Genomic DNA, 14,673 nt, shown 5'->3' with positions numbered 1-14,673 from the left:
CCGCGCGGTTGGGCTCTACCGGGCGTAAACCAGGTCGCGCAGCGTGAGCGACAGTGACGGCACGTAGGTGATGACCATCAGGCAGGCCAGGATCACCAGCACGAACGGGATCAGGTGCCCCACGATGCGGTCCAGCGACACCTTGGCCACGGTGCAGGCGGCGAACAGGTTGACGCCAAAGGGCGGGGTGATCATGCCCAGCGCGAGGTTGACCACCATGATCAGGCCAAAGTGCACCGGGTCCACCCCAAAGTGCTGGGCCACCGGCGCCAGGATGGGCGCCAGCACGATGATGGCGGCGCTGGTCTCGATGAACATGCCAATGAAGAACAGCGCGGCGTTCACGCCCAGCAGGAACAGCGCCGGGCTTTGCAGCACGGCCTCCAGCCAGCGGCCGATCGCGTCGGGCACGCCGGCGCGCGTGATCAAAAAGGCAAACAGCCCGGCATTGGCAATGATGAACATGATCACGGCCGACGACAGCACCGATTTGCGCAGGATGGGGTACAGGTCCTTGAGGCGGATTTCGCGATAGATCACCACGCCCACGATCAGCGCATAGAACACCGCCACGGCCGATGCCTCGGTGGGCGTGAACACGCCGCCATAAATGCCGCCCAGAATGATCAACGGCATCAGCAGGGCCCAGCCGGCCTGCAGCGTGGCACGGCCCAGGCCCAGGCGGCCATCGCCGTCGGCCTTGCCCCAGCCCTTCCACTTGCAGTACAGGTAGACAAACAGCATCAGCGCACCGCCGATCAGCAGGCCGGGCCCAAAGCCCGCAATGAACAGTTCACCGATCGACACCTCGGCGCTCACGCCGTACAGGATCAGCGGGATGGACGGCGGGATGATCACGCCCAGTTCGGCGCTGGTGGCCTGCAGCGCGGCGGCGTAGGTGACAGGGTAGCCGTGCTTGATGAGCGCGGGGATCAGGATGGCGCCAATTGCGAAGGTGGTGGCCACCGACGAGCCCGACACCGCTGCAAAGATCATGCAGGTGAGCACGCAGGTCATGGGCAGGCCGCCCTGCACGCCGCCCACCACGCTCTTGGCAAATTCGACCAGGCGGCGCGAGATGCCGCCGGTTTCCATGAGGTTGCCGGCCAGGATGAAGAAGGGAATGGCGGCCAGCGGAAACTTGTTGATGGAGTTGAACATCTCCTTGACGGAGATCAGCATGTGGGCATTGGCCACCTGGATGCCCAGCACCGCGGACAGTCCAATGGACACGGCCACCGACACGGTGAGTGCAAAGCACAGCACCATGGTGGAAATCATCACGGCCGTCATTGGGCGGTCTCCAGTTCCATGCGCTGCGGGTCCAGCAGGTTGCCCACGATGCCCAGCGCGCTGAACACGGCCCCCACGGGCATGGCCAGGTAGGCCCAGAACATCGAGACGCTTTCGAGCCCGATCATGGTCTGCACCCGCCCGCGCACGGCGTAGTCCCAGCCCCACCAGAAGATCACGCCGATCAGCGCCAGCGCGGCCAGGCAGACCACGAAATCAAGCACGCGCCGCATGCCCGGCGGGCTCCAGCGGTACAGCACGTCCACGCTGACCATCGCCCCCTGGCGAAAGGCCGTTGGGATGCCCATGAACACCATCCAGATCAGGCTGAAGCGGATCAGCACTTCGGTCCATTCGGCCGGCTGCTCCAGCACGAACCGCATGATGATCTGGAACATGCCCAGTCCCGCGGCCAGCACCAGCATTGCGCACGCGGCCAGCATGGTGAACAGGGTGGCCCCGTGTTCCAGCCTCAAGAAGGCCTGTTTCATTGCTTTGCTCCGGTTCTATCCACCACTGTAGAGGAAAAACGCCCGCAGCCCGCAAGCTGCGGGCGCTGCCCGCTATCAAAAAAGTAGCGATTACTTGTAGTTGCGGATCTTGTCGAGGTTGGCCTTGCCAAACTGCTTCTCGAACTCGGCGTTCACCGGGGCCAGCGCGGCAACGAATTTGGCCTTGTCGACGTTGTCGATCACGGTCATGCCCTTGGCGCGCAGGTCGGCCACGCCCTTGGCATCGTCCTCGTCCACGCGGGCGCGGTTGGCCTTGGCGCCTTCCTTGGCGGCGTCAATGAAGCTTTGCTTGTCGGCGGCGCTGAGCTTGTCAAACTCGGCCTTGTTCATCAGGAAGATGGCGGGGGAGTACACATGGCCGGTCAGCGACAGGTGCTTTTGCACCTGGTCGAACTTGGCGGCGATGATCACCGACAGCGGATTCTCCTGGCCGTCCACCGTGCCCTGCTGCAGGGCCGTGAACACTTCGGGGAACGCCATGGGCGTGGTCACGATGCCAAAGCCCTTGTAGGCGGCAATGTGCACGGGGTTCTCCATGGTGCGCATCTTCAGGCCCTTGAGGTCTTCGGGGGCCTTGACGTCGCGCTTGCTGTTGGTCATGTGGCGGAAGCCGTTCTCGGCCCAGGCCAGCGCCTTGAAGCCCTTGGCATCGAACTTGGCCAGCAGGTCCTGGCCGATGGGGCCGTCGAGCACGGCGCGGGCATGGGCCTTGTCACGGAACAGGAAGGGCACGTCCAGGATCTTGGTCTCGGGCACGAAGTTGGGCACCGGGCCCGTGGAGCTGAACGCCAGGGCCTGGGTGCCCAGCTGAACGGCCTCGATCGATTCGCGCTCTCCGCCCAGCGAGCCGCTGTAGAAGGTCTGGATCTTGTAGCGTCCGCCGGTGCGCTTCTCCACCTCTTTGGCAAAGGTGTCGATGGCCACGCCCTGGTGGGAATTCTGGGCCACCGAGATGCTGATGCGCATGGTGGTCTGGGCAGCGGCGCTGGCGACAAAGCCGGCGGCGAGCGTCAGGGCGAAAACCAGTCTGGAAAGTTTCATGAATTTGTCTCCGGGTGTGTTGTGAAATCCGCGAGCCCGGATTTTGCCAGATCGCCGTAAAGTTGTCATACAACTTTCGGGCTACGGCTGCGCCGGCACGCGGCGCTTCAGCGGGCGCGCAGCTTGAGCAGGCGCTCGCGGGCCGCGCCCAGATGCTCGCGCAGGGTGTACCAGCGGTCGGCAAAGCGGTCTGGCAGGTCCAGCGAGGCCACCTCCTGTTCCATGGTGTCGAGCTGGTTCAGCAGGTCGCGCAGGGCCATGGGGTTGTCGGTCGCCAGGGTGGCCATGTCGTTTTCCAGGAACTTGAGTTCGCCGTAGTAGTGCGAGAGCACCGCATTCACGCGCAGGCTGAAGAGCTGGGGAATCCACAGCAGCGCCGCCGCGGTCAGCAGCAGCACGGGCAGCACCACGTACAGCAGCAGTTCGGCCAGCTGGGCCCACCAGTAGGGTAGGGCGGCTTCGAGCCAGGGCTGGTAGCCATGTGCATGGCGCTGCGCATGGGGCGACAGCGGGAAATCGCTGCCCTGGAACTCGGGGTATTCAGACTGGCGCTGGAGAAAGCCGGGGCTGGCGTGGATGACGCCGGCCGCGTCCAGCAAGGCACGCTGCAGCGCCGGGTGCAGCGTGTGGCGCACCAGCAGGTGGGTGTTGGTGTACAGCAGCGTCAGGTCGCGTGGCGGCACGTCACCGCGCAGCTCGATGGTGCCCTGTGGCAGCACGAAGGCGCGCAGCCGGGGCTCACGCGCCGCAAGGGCGTTGGCGCGCTCCACCCCCAGCATGAACACACCCGGCGACCGGGTGAGCACGCGCACCGCGGGGGCGTCGCTGCTGCCGATCAGGAACATCGCGTCGACCCGGTTCTCCAGCAGCTCGTTCGCCATGGCCAGCGGCGGGCGGTCGGGCTCCCAGCTCACCTCGCCCTCCTTGACCTGGGCCTGCGCCAGCAGCAGCGTCGCCACCTGGCGCACCGGGCTGCCGGGCCGGCCGGCGGCCACCCGCATGCCGCGCAACGAAGCCACGCCGGGCAGGCCGGCCACGTGGGTAAAGACCCAAAGCGGCTGCTTGCCCACCACCGCCAGGGCCTGCACAGGCACCTCGGGTCCGCGGTCGGCCAGCAGGCCCGAGGCAAAGCCGGCCTGCACCGGGTCGCGCGGATCGGCCAGCCGCATGAGGGGCGAAGGCCCGCCATCGGGGCTGTAGACCACGTCCACGGCGATGCCGCGGCGCCCGAGTTCGTCGCGGTAGCGTTCCGCCAGCCGGGCGTGGCTGCCCTGGGGTTCACCGGCGGCCAGGGTGAGCGCGCGCGGCGGCAGCGGGAACCACCAGCGCGACGCGAGCATCACCACGGCGACCGCGGCAGCCAGCACCGGCACGTAGAACAGGCCCCAGCGACGCCGGTACAGCAGGACCACCCTCATCGGCCCCGCCTGCGGAAGATGCCCATGCGCACAAAATCAATGTGCTGGCGCAGCGTGAACCAGCGGGGCATGAGGTAGGCCGGCGTGACAAAGTCCGCCATGCGCCGCTCGATGCTGTTGAGCCGGTCGAGGTACTTGGTCAGGTCCAGACCGGAAAGGCTGTCGCGCGTGAGGTCGTACTCGATGTACTTGAGCTCGCCATACCAGCGCGTCACGCGGCTTTCGAGCAGCCAGCGCAGGTAGGCCGGCAGCATGCGCGCCAGCCAGTACGCCAGCAGCGCGACCGGCAGGCAGACCACCAGCAGGCGCATCACGATCTGCGCCCACCAGAACGGCAACCGCTCCTCCAGCCAGGGCAGCCCGTGGATCAGCGTGCGGCGGGCCTCCTCCGAGGCCGGAAACTCGACGCGCTTGAGCGAGGGAAACTCGCCGGGCTCATGGAACACGCCGCCGCGCGCATGAATCTCGCCGGCCACATGGGTGGCCAGGCGCTGCAGTGCGGGGTGCAGGTCGGCCCGCGCCACCAGGCTGGCCGAGGTGGTGAGCACCGACACATCGCGCGCCGGCTGGTGTGCCCCGTCCAGGGTTCCCTGGGGCAGCAACCGCGTCTGCAGGTACGGCAGGCGCTCGGTCAGCGCCGCGGTGCGGCGCAGCTGCACCAGGTGGATGCCCGGCGTGGAAAGCAGGGTCCTGACCACCCGCGACTCGGGGGCCGACACCATCAGCATCACGTCCAGCGTTCCCTGCCGCAGGGCGTCCACCGCGGCCATGCCGGACAGTTCGGAGTCGGTGATGTCACGTGGCAGCAGGCGCACCTGGTCCAGCAGCGCCAGGGCCAGCTGCCGCGTGCCGCTGCCGGCCGGCCCCAGCGAGACCCTCAATCCCTGGAACTGCTGGATGCCGTCAACATAGGCGAGCCGCGAAAAAATCCACAGCGGCTCGATATCCACCCTGGACAGGGTGAGGATGCGGACTCCCGTGTCGCGTTCGGCGGGCGGGTAGCCGATGCCGCCCTGCATGAAGGCCAGGTCCGCCTGGGGCGAGGCCTGGCCGCGCAGGCGCTGCAGGTTCTGCAGCGAACCCTCGGATTCCAGCACCTTCAGCGTCACGCCTTGCCGCGCAAAGGCCTCGGCGTAGCGGCGCGCATAGGCGTGGTAGACGCCGTCCGCGCGTCCCGCGGACAGCGTGATCGTGGACGGCGGCAGCGGCAGCCAGGTGGTCCACAGCCAGGCCATGACGGCGACCGCCGCCACCGCAATCGGCAGTTTGATCAGGACCCATTTGCGCTGGTAGAGCCGCGCTGCTGCCAAACAAACCTCCCAAGGGTGTCAAGCTCAGGAGGCTTTTATAGCGCAAAGGCCTCGCGGGCGATACCGCGCCGGGGCCTGTGGCGCCAACGCAAGGCTACATGCCGACGTAGTTGGGGCCGCCGCCGCCCTCGGGCGTGACCCAGACGATGTTCTGCGTCGGGTCCTTGATGTCGCAGGTCTTGCAGTGCACGCAGTTCTGGGCGTTGATCTGCAGCCGGTCGGTGTTGTCGTCGCTTTTGACGAATTCGTACACGCCGGCGGGGCAGTAGCGCGCCTCGGGACCTGCGTACTTCGAGAGATTGATGTTCACGGGCACCGACGCATCCTTGAGCGTCAGGTGGGCCGGCTGGTTCTCTTCGTGGTTGGTGTTGGAGATGAACACCGACGAGAGCTTGTCAAAGGTCAGCTTGCCATCGGGCTTGGGGTAGGCAATGGGCTGGCATTCGGCCGCCGGCTTGAGGTAGGCGTGGTCGGGCTTGTCGCGCCGCAGCGTCCAGGGAATGTGGCCGCGCAGCACGAACTGCTCAAAGCCGTTCATCAGCGTGGCGGTGGTCAGGCCGTACTTGAACCAGTTCTTGAAATTGCGGTCCTTCTGCAGTTCGGCGTGCAGCCAGCTCTTCTCGAAGGCTGCGGGGTAGGCGGCCAGTTCGTCGTTCTGGCGGCCCGCGACGACGGCGTCGTAGGCGGCTTCGGCCGCCAGCATCCCGCTCTTGATGGCGGCATGGCTGCCCTTGATGCGGCCCACGTTGAGGTAACCCGCGTTGCAGCCGACCAGCGCACCGCCCGGGAACACCGTTTTGGGCAGGGCGTTGATGCCGCTGGCATTGATGGCGCGGGCGCCATACGACAGGCGCTTGGCCGTGACCTCGCCCTTGTCGTTCTCGAAGTAGTAGCGCACCCGGGGGTGGGTCTTCCAGCGCTGGAACTCTTCAAAGGGGCTGAGGTAGGGGTTGGTGTAGCCCAGGCCCACCACAAAACCGAGCGCGACCTTGTTGTCCTCCAGGTGGTACAGAAAGGCGCCACCGTAGGTGTCGGACGCCATGGGCCAGCCGGCGGTGTGCATCACGAAGCCCGGGGTGTGGCGGCTCGGGTCGATCTCCCACAGTTCCTTGATGCCAATGCCAAAGCTTTGCGGGTCGCGCCCTTCGTCGAGCTTGAACCTGGCGATCAGTTGCTTGCCCAGGTGGCCGCGCGCGCCTTCGGCAAACACGGTGTACTTGGCGTGCAGCTCCATGCCCAGCTGGAAGTTTTCGGTGGGCTCGCCGTCCTTGCCCACGCCCAGGTTGCCGGTGGCCACGCCCTTGACCGACCCGTCGTCGTTGTAGAGCACCTCGGCGGCGGGAAAGCCGGGGAAGATTTCCACGCCCAGTGCCTCGGCCTGCTCGCCCAGCCACTTGGTGACGTTGCCCAGGCTCACGATGTAGTTGCCGTGATTCTGCGCAAAGGGCGGCAGAAAGACGTTGGGTACGCGAAAGCCTGAGGTTTCGCCCAGGAAGACGTAGGCGTCATCGGTCACCGGCTGGTTCAGCGGGGCGCCGAGTTCCTTCCAGTTGGGGATCAGTTCGTACAGCGCGCGCGGGTCCATGATGGCGCCTGACAGGATGTGGGCGCCGGGCTCGGAGCCCTTTTCAAGCACCACCACGGAAATGTCGGTGCCCTTTTCGGCGGCCAGTTGCTTGAGGCGGATCGCGGTGGACAGGCCGCCCGGGCCGCCACCGACCACCACCACGTCGTATTCCATGGCTTCGCGGGGGCCGAACTGTGCCAGTATCTCGTCGTGGGTCATGAGGGTCTCGCTGATAATGAATTTTGGTTGGGGCCGGGCCGCTGCGCGCTGGCCCCACGGTCCACTGCATTTTATGCGGCATGGCCGCACAATCGAACGATCGTACTAATTGGTTTAGACAGGAGACTCTGACGTGGCATACAGCATCGACCTCTCGGGCCGCGTGGCTTTCATTACCGGTGCCTCGAGTGGCCTGGGTGCGCAGTTCGCCCTCACCCTGTCGCGTGCGGGTGCCGCCGTGGTGCTGGCCAGCCGCCGCGTGGAAAAACTCAAGGACCTGCGCGCCCGGATCGAGGCCGAGGGCGGTGACGCCCATGTGACAGAACTCGATGTGACCGACCGCAACAGCATCAAGTCGGCGGTGGCCCATGCCGAGACCGAGGTGGGCTCGATCGACATCCTGGTGAACAACTCGGGCGTGAGCACCACCCAGCGCATCCAGGACGTGGAGGAGGACGACTACGACTTCATCTTCGACACCAACGTCAAGGGCGCGTTCTTCGTGGCGCAGGAGGTCGGCAAGCGCATGCTGGCGCGCGCGCGGGGCGCCGCGCCCGGCACCTACACGGGCGGGCGCATCATCAACATCGCGAGCATGGCGGGGCTCAAGGTGCTGCCCCAGATCGGCGTGTACTGCATGAGCAAGGCGGCCGTGGTGCAGATGACCAGGGCCCTGGCGCTGGAGTGGGGCCGTTTTGGCATCAACGTCAATGCCATCTGCCCCGGCTACATCGACACCGAGATCAACCACCACCACTGGCAGACCGAGCAGGGCCAGAAGCTGGTCCAGATGCTGCCGCGCAAGCGTGTGGGCCAGCCCCAGGACCTGGATGCACTGATCGTGCTGCTGGCCAGCGGGCAGAGCCACTTCATCAACGGCGCGGTGATCGCGGCCGACGACGGCTTTGGCGTCTAGGGGCGGCGCGGGCGCTTCGTGCGCCTCGTGCACGGCTCCCGCGGTGGGGCGGCAGCCATGCTGACGGGCATTCTTGCCGGCCTGGCGGCCGGCGCGCTGTGGGGACTGGTGTTCGTGGCGCCACGCATGGTCACGGGCTATTCGTCGGTGGACCTCACGGCCGGGCGCTTTGCCGCCTATGGCCTGGTGGCCCTGCTGGTCATGCTCGCGGGCTGGCGCAGCCGCCGCCGGCCCACGGCGCGGCAGGCGCTGGCGGCGCTGGGCATGAGCCTGCTGGGCTTCAGCGGCTATTACCTGCTGCTGGTGCTGGCCATCCGCGATGCGGGCACCGAGGTGCCCTCGCTGATCATCGGCACCATTCCGGTCTGGGTGATGCTGCTGGGCAAGCCCGGGCACCTGCGCTGGGCGGCCCTTGTGCCGGGACTGCTGCTCACGCTGGTGGCGCTGGCGCTGATGATGGGGGCGCAGCAGGGTGGCGATGCCGCGCAGCCCGGGCACTTCTGGCGCGGCGTGGCGCTGGCGGCGGCCTCGCTGGCCAGCTGGACGGCGTTTGCGATTCTCAATTCCGCCTGGCTCAAGCGCCACCCCGAGGTCAACGCGACCGACTGGGCCAACTGGCTGGGCGTGGCCACGGGGCTGGGGGCCCTGGGGCTCTGGCTGGCCGCCGGTTCAGAGGCAAACGTGCTTGTAGTCCAGGCCCAGTGGCCACTGTTTGCTATTCTTTGCATAGCAACCGGGGTGGGCTCGGCCTGGCTCGCGACCATCCTGTGGAACATCGCGAGCCAGCGCCTGCCAGCCAGCCTGTGCGGACAGCTCATCGTCAGCGAAACCCTGTTTGCGCTGTTTTACTCGTTTGCCTGGGACGGCCGCTGGCCCACGCTGGCGCAGGCCGCAGCCTGCGTGCTGTTCACGCTGGGCATCCTCGCTTCCATCAAGGCGCACCAATGAAGATTGAAATTCCGCAGCAGAAGAAGCTGGTCCACGAAATGCTCATCCCCATCCGCTGGGGCGACATGGACGCGATGAACCATGTCAACAACGCGAGCTACTTCCGTTACCTGGAGACCATCCGCATCGAGTGGATGCGCTCGATTGGCTGCCCGCCGAACCCGACGGGCGAGGGCCCGGTCATCGTCAATGCCTTCTGCAACTTCTACAAGCAGCTGGAGTACCCGGGCGAGGTGATCATGAAGATGTATGCGAGCGACCCGGGGCGCAGCACCTTCGAGACCTGGGGCACGATGGAGCGCAGCGACGACCCGGGCGTGATTTACGCCGCGGGCGGCGCCACCACGATCTGGGTCAATTTCCCTGCGCAGAAGTCGGCGCCGCTGCCCGACTGGCTGCGCGCCCACATCAGCTGAGCTGCGCAGGCGCTTGCCGCCTCAGACCGGCTTGCGGGCGCGCTGGGCCGTGCGTGCGGCCACGTCGGCCCGGGAGGTGCCGGGGAGGCCCGGGTTGTCGCGCAACTGGTTGACCCGGCGGTTGACCACGCCGGCGCCCACCAGCCATTTCAGGCGGGTGGACCAGTTGAGGCGGCTTTTCACGTACGGCACCGATGAATAGAACTGGTAAGGGTCGTCAAACGCGCCCCAGTCGTGCAGCGGCATGCTGTCGGGGTCGTTCACCGTGAACTGGCCAAAGGAGTGGCCATGGCCGTCCCAGGTGATGGCGCCGTCCACATGCATGCCGTAGCCGAGCTTGCGGCCTTCCATGGCCAGGCGCGACTTGGCGGCCACCGCGAGACGCACATCGACCACATAGCTGTCCACGGCCTGCCAGGTGCCGTCAAGCAGCACTTCGGTGTAGGCGTGTTCCAGCGGCTGGCCGCCGGTGTCGATGATGCCGTAGAGGAAGTCGGGCTTCAGGGTCACAAAACGCATGCGCGAGGGAATCCGCACGGCGCGCAGCAGGGCGAGCAACAGCGTGCTCTTGGAGTGGCAGTCGCCCTTGCCATGGCGCAGCACGGCCATGGCCGAGGTGCCCGTGCTGTCCGCAATGCAGCCGAACGGCAGCGACCGGATGTAGCTGAAGCAGGCCAGTGCCTTGTCGCGCGGCGTGGTCTTGAGCTGGGTCAGGCGGGTGGCCAGCAGGCGGATCTTGGGCAGGTCAAATTGCAGCAGCGGCGTGTTGGCAAGCCAGCGGCCCGGGTCATCGGCTTCCAGCGTGCCGAGGTAGCTCACTCCGAGCCCGGACGAGCCAAAACCACTGTCGGGTCGGGTGGCCGCTGATTTGCGGGGTGAAAAATCCAGCGACATGGGTTCCTTCTTTTGCAAGCGCTCCAAAGGAGCGTTTACGCAAGAGGCTGGCCAGCGGATTCAGTCCTGGACGGAAATGGCCGAAAAATCCGCAAGCCCTGCGCCATGGCGGCGAAGGATTAACTGATAAGTATGCAAATGACCTGCCGGGAGCCTACTTCTGCTTGGGCACGCGACCCATCAGGTAGAACTCCGGGTTGGGCAGCATGCCCGAGAAGCTGGCCATCCGGTTGGACAGCCCGAAGAAGGCCGTGATGGCGCCGATGTCCCAGGCGTCCTCGTCGCTGAAGCCATGGGCGTGCAGCGCGGCAAAGTCGGCGTCGTCGATCTCGTCGGACTTCTCGCAGACCTTCATGGCAAACGCGAGCATCGCGCGCTGGCGCGGCGTGATGTCGGCCTTGCGCCAGTTCACGGCCACCTGGTCGGCCACGAGGGGCTTCTTTTCGTAGATGCGCAGGATGGCGCCATGCGCGACGACACAGTACAGGCAGTTGTTGGCGGCGCTGGTGGTGGTGACGATCATCTCGCGGTCGCCCTTGGTCAGGCCGCTCTCGCGGCCCACGGTCTCGGGCGTCATCAGCGCGTCGTGGTAGGCAAAGAAGGCGCGCCACTCGGCGGGCCGGCGCGCCAGCGCCAGGAACACATTGGGCACGAAGCCGGCCTTTTCCTGGACCTCCAGCACCTTGGCCTTGATGTCCTCGGGCAGGTCGTTGATGTCGGGGGCTGGGTAGCGGCTCATGGTGTCTCCTGGATGTGGTGAAGGGATTATCCTTGTCGCCTACCAAGAAGGAGCTTCCCCGTGAACGACCCGATTTTCGACAAGGGCATGGCCACGCGCCGCGCCGTACTGGGCGACGCCTATGTGCAGGGCGCGCTGGACCGTGCCACCGATTTCACGCGCCCGCTGCAGGACCTGGTGACCCGCCACGCCTGGGGCAACACCTGGCAGCGCGACGGCATCGACCTGAAGACCCGCAGCATCGTCACGGTGTCCATGCTGGTGGCGCTGGGCAGGATGCATGAGCTCAAGATCCACGTGCGCGGCGCGCTGAACAACGGCGTGACACCGCAGGAACTGCAGGAGATCTTCCTGCACGCCAGCGTGTACTGCGGCTTCCCGGCCGCGGTGGATGCCTTCCGCACCGCATCGGAAGTGATCGACGCGCCGAAAGGTTGATTGAGCGCCGCCGGGCCGCCCCAAGGCGCGAAGGCCCCCTCGGGGGGCAGCGACCCACGCGAAGCGGGGGAGCGTGGGGGCATTAACTCCCCGCCATGAGCTTGTGCACCAGGTCGGCCGTGGTGCTGGCCTTGTACTTGCGCATGAGCCGTGCGCGGTAGATCTCCACCGTGCGGTGGCTGATGGCCAGGGCCTTGCCGATTTCCTTGCTGGTCATGCCTTCCAGCAGGCGCGCCGCCACTTCGCGCTCGCGCGCGGTGAGTTCGGCGCGCACCGGCCGCTGCGAGCTCAGGTCTTCAAAGGCCCAGATGCCTGCCTCGTGCGGCGCCGACCGGTTGAGCGCGCGGCCGGTCACATGGCACCAGAACACCTCGCCGTTGGCCCGCTTCATGATGCGGTCGTCGGCGTAGTGCCCCTTGGCGTTGAGGATGGGCGCCATGCGCGCGCCCAGCCGCTCGTACTCGTCGGCGCTGGGGTACAGCACCTGGAAGGACTGGCCGATCAGCAATTCGCGCGAGGCCCCGAACATCTCGCACAGCTGCTGGTTGCAGTCCACCATCGTGCGGTTGCGCGACAGCACCAGGCCCACCGGGGCGAGGTTGAAGGCCAGGCTGTAGTCAACGTCCATGGTGCTTTCCTTTACGGGGAACTACGTAACTCTTTAAGTAGTATGGTAGCGGACTGACCTTCCAGAAGGAGACCTTCGTGAACAAAATCTACCCTTCCGCCGCCGAAGCACTCAAAGGCATCGTCCAGGACGGCCAGCTCATGGCGGTCGGCGGTTTCGGCCTGTGCGGCATCCCCGAGGCGCTGATCGACGCGCTGCGTGATTCGGCCGTCAAGAACCTCACCGTGATCTCCAACAACGCCGGCGTGGATGGTTTCGGCCTTGGCAAGCTGCTGGAGACGCGCCAGATCAAGCGCATGATCTCCAGCTACGTGGGCGAGAACAAGGAGTTCGAGCGCCAGTACCTGGCCGGCGAACTCGAGCTGGAATTCACCCCCCAGGGCACGCTGGCCGAGAAGCTGCGCGCCGGGGGCGCCGGCATTCCGGCCTTCTTCACCAAGACCGGCGTGGGCACCATCGTGGCCGAGGGCAAGGAACTGCGCGAGTTCGATGGCGAGACCTATGTGATGGAGCGCTCGCTGGTGCCCGAGGTGTCGCTGGTCAAGGCGCAGCGCGCCGACAAGTCCGGCAACCTGCAGTTCAATCTGACCGCCCGCAACTTCAACCCGGCCGCGGCCATGGCCGGCAAGATCTGTGTGGTCGAGGTGGAAGAGATCGTCGAGACCGGCGACATGGTGCCCGACCAGGTGCACCTGCCCGGCATCTACGTGCACCGCATCGTGCTGAACGCCAACCCCGAGAAGCGCATCGAAAAGCGCACGATTACCGAAACGACACGCGAGCGCGCGTCGTCCACCGAAAAAGCAGGAGCCTGACATGCCTTGGACCCAAGACCAGATGGCGGCACGTGCCGCGCAAGAGCTCGAAGACGGTTTCTACGTCAACCTGGGCATCGGCATCCCGACGCTGGTGGCCAACTTCACCGGCGACAAGGAGGTGTGGCTGCAGTCCGAGAACGGCATGCTGGGCATTGGCCCGTTCCCGACCGAGGACCAGGTCGATGCCGACCTGATCAACGCGGGCAAGCAGACCGTGACCACCATCAAGGGCAGCAGCATCTTTGGCAGCCACGACAGCTTTGCCATGATCCGCGGCGGCAAGATCAACCTGTCCATCCTGGGCGCCATGCAGGTCAGCGAGAAGGGCGACCTGGCCAACTGGATGATCCCGGGCAAGATGGTCAAGGGCATGGGCGGCGCGATGGACCTGGTGGCTGGCGTCAAGCGCGTGATCATCCTCATGGAGCATGTGGCGAAGAAGAAGGACGGCACCGAGGACATGAAGATCCTGCCCCAGTGCACCCTGCCGCTGACCGGCGTGGGCGTGGTGGACCGCATCATCACCGACCTGGCCGTGATGGACGTGACGCCCGAGGGGCTGAAAGTGATCGAACTGGCGCCTGGCGTGACCCTGGAGCAGGTGCAGGCCAAGACCGGCGTCAAGCTGCACTGAGCGCTTGCCACGGCTTGCCGCACAGGCCGCCTTCGGGCGGCTTTTTTTGCGTCAGCCGCCCGCGTCGCGGCGCAGCCGACGGATGGAAATGTTCATGCGGATCGACAGCAAGCGGTTGCGCACCAGCGTGAACCACCAGCGGAAAAACGACCGGCGCCGCATCTGCGCCGCAAAGGCCTGCGGATCGTCGTAGACCCCCAGGTACTGGGCGGGGCGGTCGCTGCGCGAGCGGTCGGGGATGATCATGACCAGGGCGTCATCGACCCCGTTCCAGTCGGACTGGCCATTGCGATGGATGCCATAGCCCATGGGCCAGTCCTTCTCGGTCAGGGCCTCGCGCGCCGTGGCCAGATACGACGGGTCATAGAGGTAGCTGTCCGTGACCACCCAGCGGTGCTGGCTCCAGACCTCGACCACCGGCAGCTCGACGCGAAAGCGCGTATTGACCAACCCGCGGAACAACTCGGGCGGTACCCGGATCATGCGCACCCGGGCCGGCACGCTGGCCACGCGCAGCATGGCCATGAACAGCGCGGCCTTGCTGTACCAGCCCACGGCACGGCGCTGCCTCAGCGTCTTGCGGGTGCGCTTCATGCCCGCGAAGGCCGGCACGTTGAAGGGAATGGCCGCCACATAGCGGGCGATGCACTGCAGGCGTTCGGGGTCGGTCCGGCTGAACTGGATCACGGTCTTGACCCGCAGGCGCAGCTTGTCATCCCCCAGGTTCAGCATGGCAGTGTTGCCCAGCCAGTGGGTCGGGTCGGACTCGTTGTAGGCGATCGGTGGCGGCGACATAGAAAACTCAGGCGTGATGGTAGTCCCGTGGCGCGCCGGGCAACATCGGCCTTCATGCCATGTTTGCATCGTGGCAGGCCCGGGCGG

Annotated in this window: 16 protein-coding genes; 6 read left to right on the top strand and 10 right to left on the bottom strand. The window is 66.2% G+C overall.

Translation table 11 applies throughout. The features are described from left to right. Nucleotides 1-15: 15 nt before the first annotated feature. The 6 genes from KF796_16025 to KF796_16000 form a co-directional block, all read right to left on the bottom strand. A complete protein-coding gene (locus tag KF796_16025) occupies nucleotides 16-1,293 on the bottom strand; it encodes a TRAP transporter large permease (GenBank protein MBX3588142.1) in 1,278 nt (425 codons plus the stop codon). Next, nucleotides 1,290-1,784 carry a TRAP transporter small permease gene (locus tag KF796_16020; protein ID MBX3588141.1) on the bottom strand — a complete coding sequence of 165 codons (495 nt, stop codon included), beginning with the start codon at nucleotides 1,782-1,784 and terminating at the stop codon, nucleotides 1,290-1,292. Before KF796_16020 ends, KF796_16025 begins: the two co-directional genes overlap by 4 nt. A gap of 90 nt (nucleotides 1,785-1,874) precedes the next feature. Next, nucleotides 1,875-2,846 (bottom strand): TRAP transporter substrate-binding protein, encoded by a 972-nt coding sequence (locus tag KF796_16015; GenBank protein ID MBX3588140.1) that lies wholly within the window; start codon nucleotides 2,844-2,846, stop codon nucleotides 1,875-1,877. Between the two features lie 107 nt (nucleotides 2,847-2,953). Further along, complete coding sequence (locus KF796_16010) at nucleotides 2,954-4,264, bottom strand: hypothetical protein (protein ID MBX3588139.1); 1,311 nt, start codon at nucleotides 4,262-4,264, stop codon at nucleotides 2,954-2,956. Then, a complete protein-coding gene (locus KF796_16005; GenBank protein ID MBX3588138.1) occupies nucleotides 4,261-5,574 on the bottom strand; it encodes a hypothetical protein in 1,314 nt (437 codons plus the stop codon). The genes KF796_16010 and KF796_16005 overlap by 4 nt, the downstream gene beginning before the upstream one ends. A 94-nt stretch (nucleotides 5,575-5,668) precedes the next feature. Continuing rightward, the gene (locus KF796_16000; GenBank protein ID MBX3588137.1) at nucleotides 5,669-7,360 is read right to left on the bottom strand and encodes an electron transfer flavoprotein-ubiquinone oxidoreductase; all 1,692 of its coding nucleotides are present in this window, start codon (nucleotides 7,358-7,360) and stop codon (nucleotides 5,669-5,671) included. A 133-nt stretch (nucleotides 7,361-7,493) separates the two neighbouring features. Between KF796_16000 and KF796_15995 the strand changes: the two genes are divergently transcribed. The 3 genes from KF796_15995 to KF796_15985 are packed head-to-tail and all read left to right on the top strand — an operon-like array spanning nucleotide 7,494 to nucleotide 9,640. Next, nucleotides 7,494-8,276, top strand: coding sequence for an SDR family oxidoreductase (locus KF796_15995; protein MBX3588136.1), 783 nt, complete (start codon nucleotides 7,494-7,496; stop codon nucleotides 8,274-8,276). A 57-nt stretch (nucleotides 8,277-8,333) separates the two neighbouring features. Beyond that, complete coding sequence (locus KF796_15990) at nucleotides 8,334-9,224, top strand: DMT family transporter (protein MBX3588135.1); 891 nt, start codon at nucleotides 8,334-8,336, stop codon at nucleotides 9,222-9,224. After that, a complete protein-coding gene (locus KF796_15985; GenBank protein MBX3588134.1) occupies nucleotides 9,221-9,640 on the top strand; it encodes an acyl-CoA thioesterase in 420 nt (139 codons plus the stop codon). Before KF796_15990 ends, KF796_15985 begins: the two co-directional genes overlap by 4 nt. 21 nt (nucleotides 9,641-9,661) lie before the next feature. Here KF796_15985 and KF796_15980 read toward each other — a convergent pair whose 3' ends face one another. Both KF796_15980 and KF796_15975 read right to left on the bottom strand, forming a co-directional pair. After that, nucleotides 9,662-10,552: a transglutaminase domain-containing protein gene (locus KF796_15980; protein MBX3588133.1), complete on the bottom strand. Its 891-nt coding sequence runs from the start codon at nucleotides 10,550-10,552 to the stop codon at nucleotides 9,662-9,664. A gap of 136 nt (nucleotides 10,553-10,688) precedes the next feature. Next, nucleotides 10,689-11,273, bottom strand: coding sequence for a peroxidase-related enzyme (locus tag KF796_15975; GenBank protein ID MBX3588132.1), 585 nt, complete (start codon nucleotides 11,271-11,273; stop codon nucleotides 10,689-10,691). Nucleotides 11,274-11,360: 87 nt separating this feature from the next. Here KF796_15975 and KF796_15970 point away from each other — a divergent pair, with 87 nt between their 5' ends. Then, nucleotides 11,361-11,711 carry a carboxymuconolactone decarboxylase family protein gene (locus tag KF796_15970; GenBank protein MBX3588131.1) on the top strand — a complete coding sequence of 117 codons (351 nt, stop codon included), beginning with the start codon at nucleotides 11,361-11,363 and terminating at the stop codon, nucleotides 11,709-11,711. A gap of 82 nt (nucleotides 11,712-11,793) precedes the next feature. On the opposite strand, the gene KF796_15965 is transcribed toward KF796_15970, so the two are convergent. Then, the gene (locus KF796_15965) at nucleotides 11,794-12,339 is read right to left on the bottom strand and encodes a PAS and helix-turn-helix domain-containing protein (protein ID MBX3588130.1); all 546 of its coding nucleotides are present in this window, start codon (nucleotides 12,337-12,339) and stop codon (nucleotides 11,794-11,796) included. A 77-nt stretch (nucleotides 12,340-12,416) separates the two neighbouring features. On the opposite strand from KF796_15965, the gene KF796_15960 reads away from it, so the two are divergent. Both KF796_15960 and KF796_15955 read left to right on the top strand, forming a co-directional pair. Beyond that, nucleotides 12,417-13,154 (top strand): CoA transferase subunit A, encoded by a 738-nt coding sequence (locus KF796_15960; GenBank protein ID MBX3588129.1) that lies wholly within the window; start codon nucleotides 12,417-12,419, stop codon nucleotides 13,152-13,154. A 1-nt stretch (nucleotide 13,155) separates the two neighbouring features. Beyond that, on the top strand, nucleotides 13,156-13,791 hold the full coding sequence (locus KF796_15955) for a CoA transferase subunit B (protein MBX3588128.1): 636 nt from the start codon (nucleotides 13,156-13,158) through the stop codon (nucleotides 13,789-13,791). A gap of 51 nt (nucleotides 13,792-13,842) precedes the next feature. Here the strand turns inward: KF796_15955 and KF796_15950 are convergent, their stop codons facing one another. Then, complete coding sequence (locus tag KF796_15950) at nucleotides 13,843-14,586, bottom strand: hypothetical protein (GenBank protein MBX3588127.1); 744 nt, start codon at nucleotides 14,584-14,586, stop codon at nucleotides 13,843-13,845. Between the last annotated feature and the right edge of the window lie 87 nt (nucleotides 14,587-14,673).

This window comes from Ramlibacter sp., from assembly GCA_019635435.1.
Taxonomy (GTDB): Bacteria; Pseudomonadota; Gammaproteobacteria; order Burkholderiales; family Burkholderiaceae_C; genus JAHBZM01.
Note: the sequence above shows the minus strand (reverse complement) of the source record. Positions and strands in the feature narration are given on the sequence as shown.

Coding starts and splice junctions, on each gene's coding strand:
- KF796_15955 (MBX3588128.1), top strand. CDS start 13,156: ATGCCTTGGACCCAAGACCAGATGGCGGCACGTGCCGCGCAAGAGCTC.
- KF796_16010 (MBX3588139.1), bottom strand. CDS start 4,264: ATGAGGGTGGTCCTGCTGTACCGGCGTCGCTGGGGCCTGTTCTACGTG.
- KF796_15990 (MBX3588135.1), top strand. CDS start 8,334: ATGCTGACGGGCATTCTTGCCGGCCTGGCGGCCGGCGCGCTGTGGGGA.
- KF796_16015 (MBX3588140.1), bottom strand. CDS start 2,846: ATGAAACTTTCCAGACTGGTTTTCGCCCTGACGCTCGCCGCCGGCTTT.
- KF796_16000 (MBX3588137.1), bottom strand. CDS start 7,360: ATGACCCACGACGAGATACTGGCACAGTTCGGCCCCCGCGAAGCCATG.
- KF796_15950 (MBX3588127.1), bottom strand. CDS start 14,586: ATGTCGCCGCCACCGATCGCCTACAACGAGTCCGACCCGACCCACTGG.
- KF796_15970 (MBX3588131.1), top strand. CDS start 11,361: ATGGCCACGCGCCGCGCCGTACTGGGCGACGCCTATGTGCAGGGCGCG.
- KF796_15965 (MBX3588130.1), bottom strand. CDS start 12,339: ATGGACGTTGACTACAGCCTGGCCTTCAACCTCGCCCCGGTGGGCCTG.
- KF796_16025 (MBX3588142.1), bottom strand. CDS start 1,293: ATGACGGCCGTGATGATTTCCACCATGGTGCTGTGCTTTGCACTCACC.
- KF796_16020 (MBX3588141.1), bottom strand. CDS start 1,784: ATGAAACAGGCCTTCTTGAGGCTGGAACACGGGGCCACCCTGTTCACC.
- KF796_15975 (MBX3588132.1), bottom strand. CDS start 11,273: ATGAGCCGCTACCCAGCCCCCGACATCAACGACCTGCCCGAGGACATC.
- KF796_15985 (MBX3588134.1), top strand. CDS start 9,221: ATGAAGATTGAAATTCCGCAGCAGAAGAAGCTGGTCCACGAAATGCTC.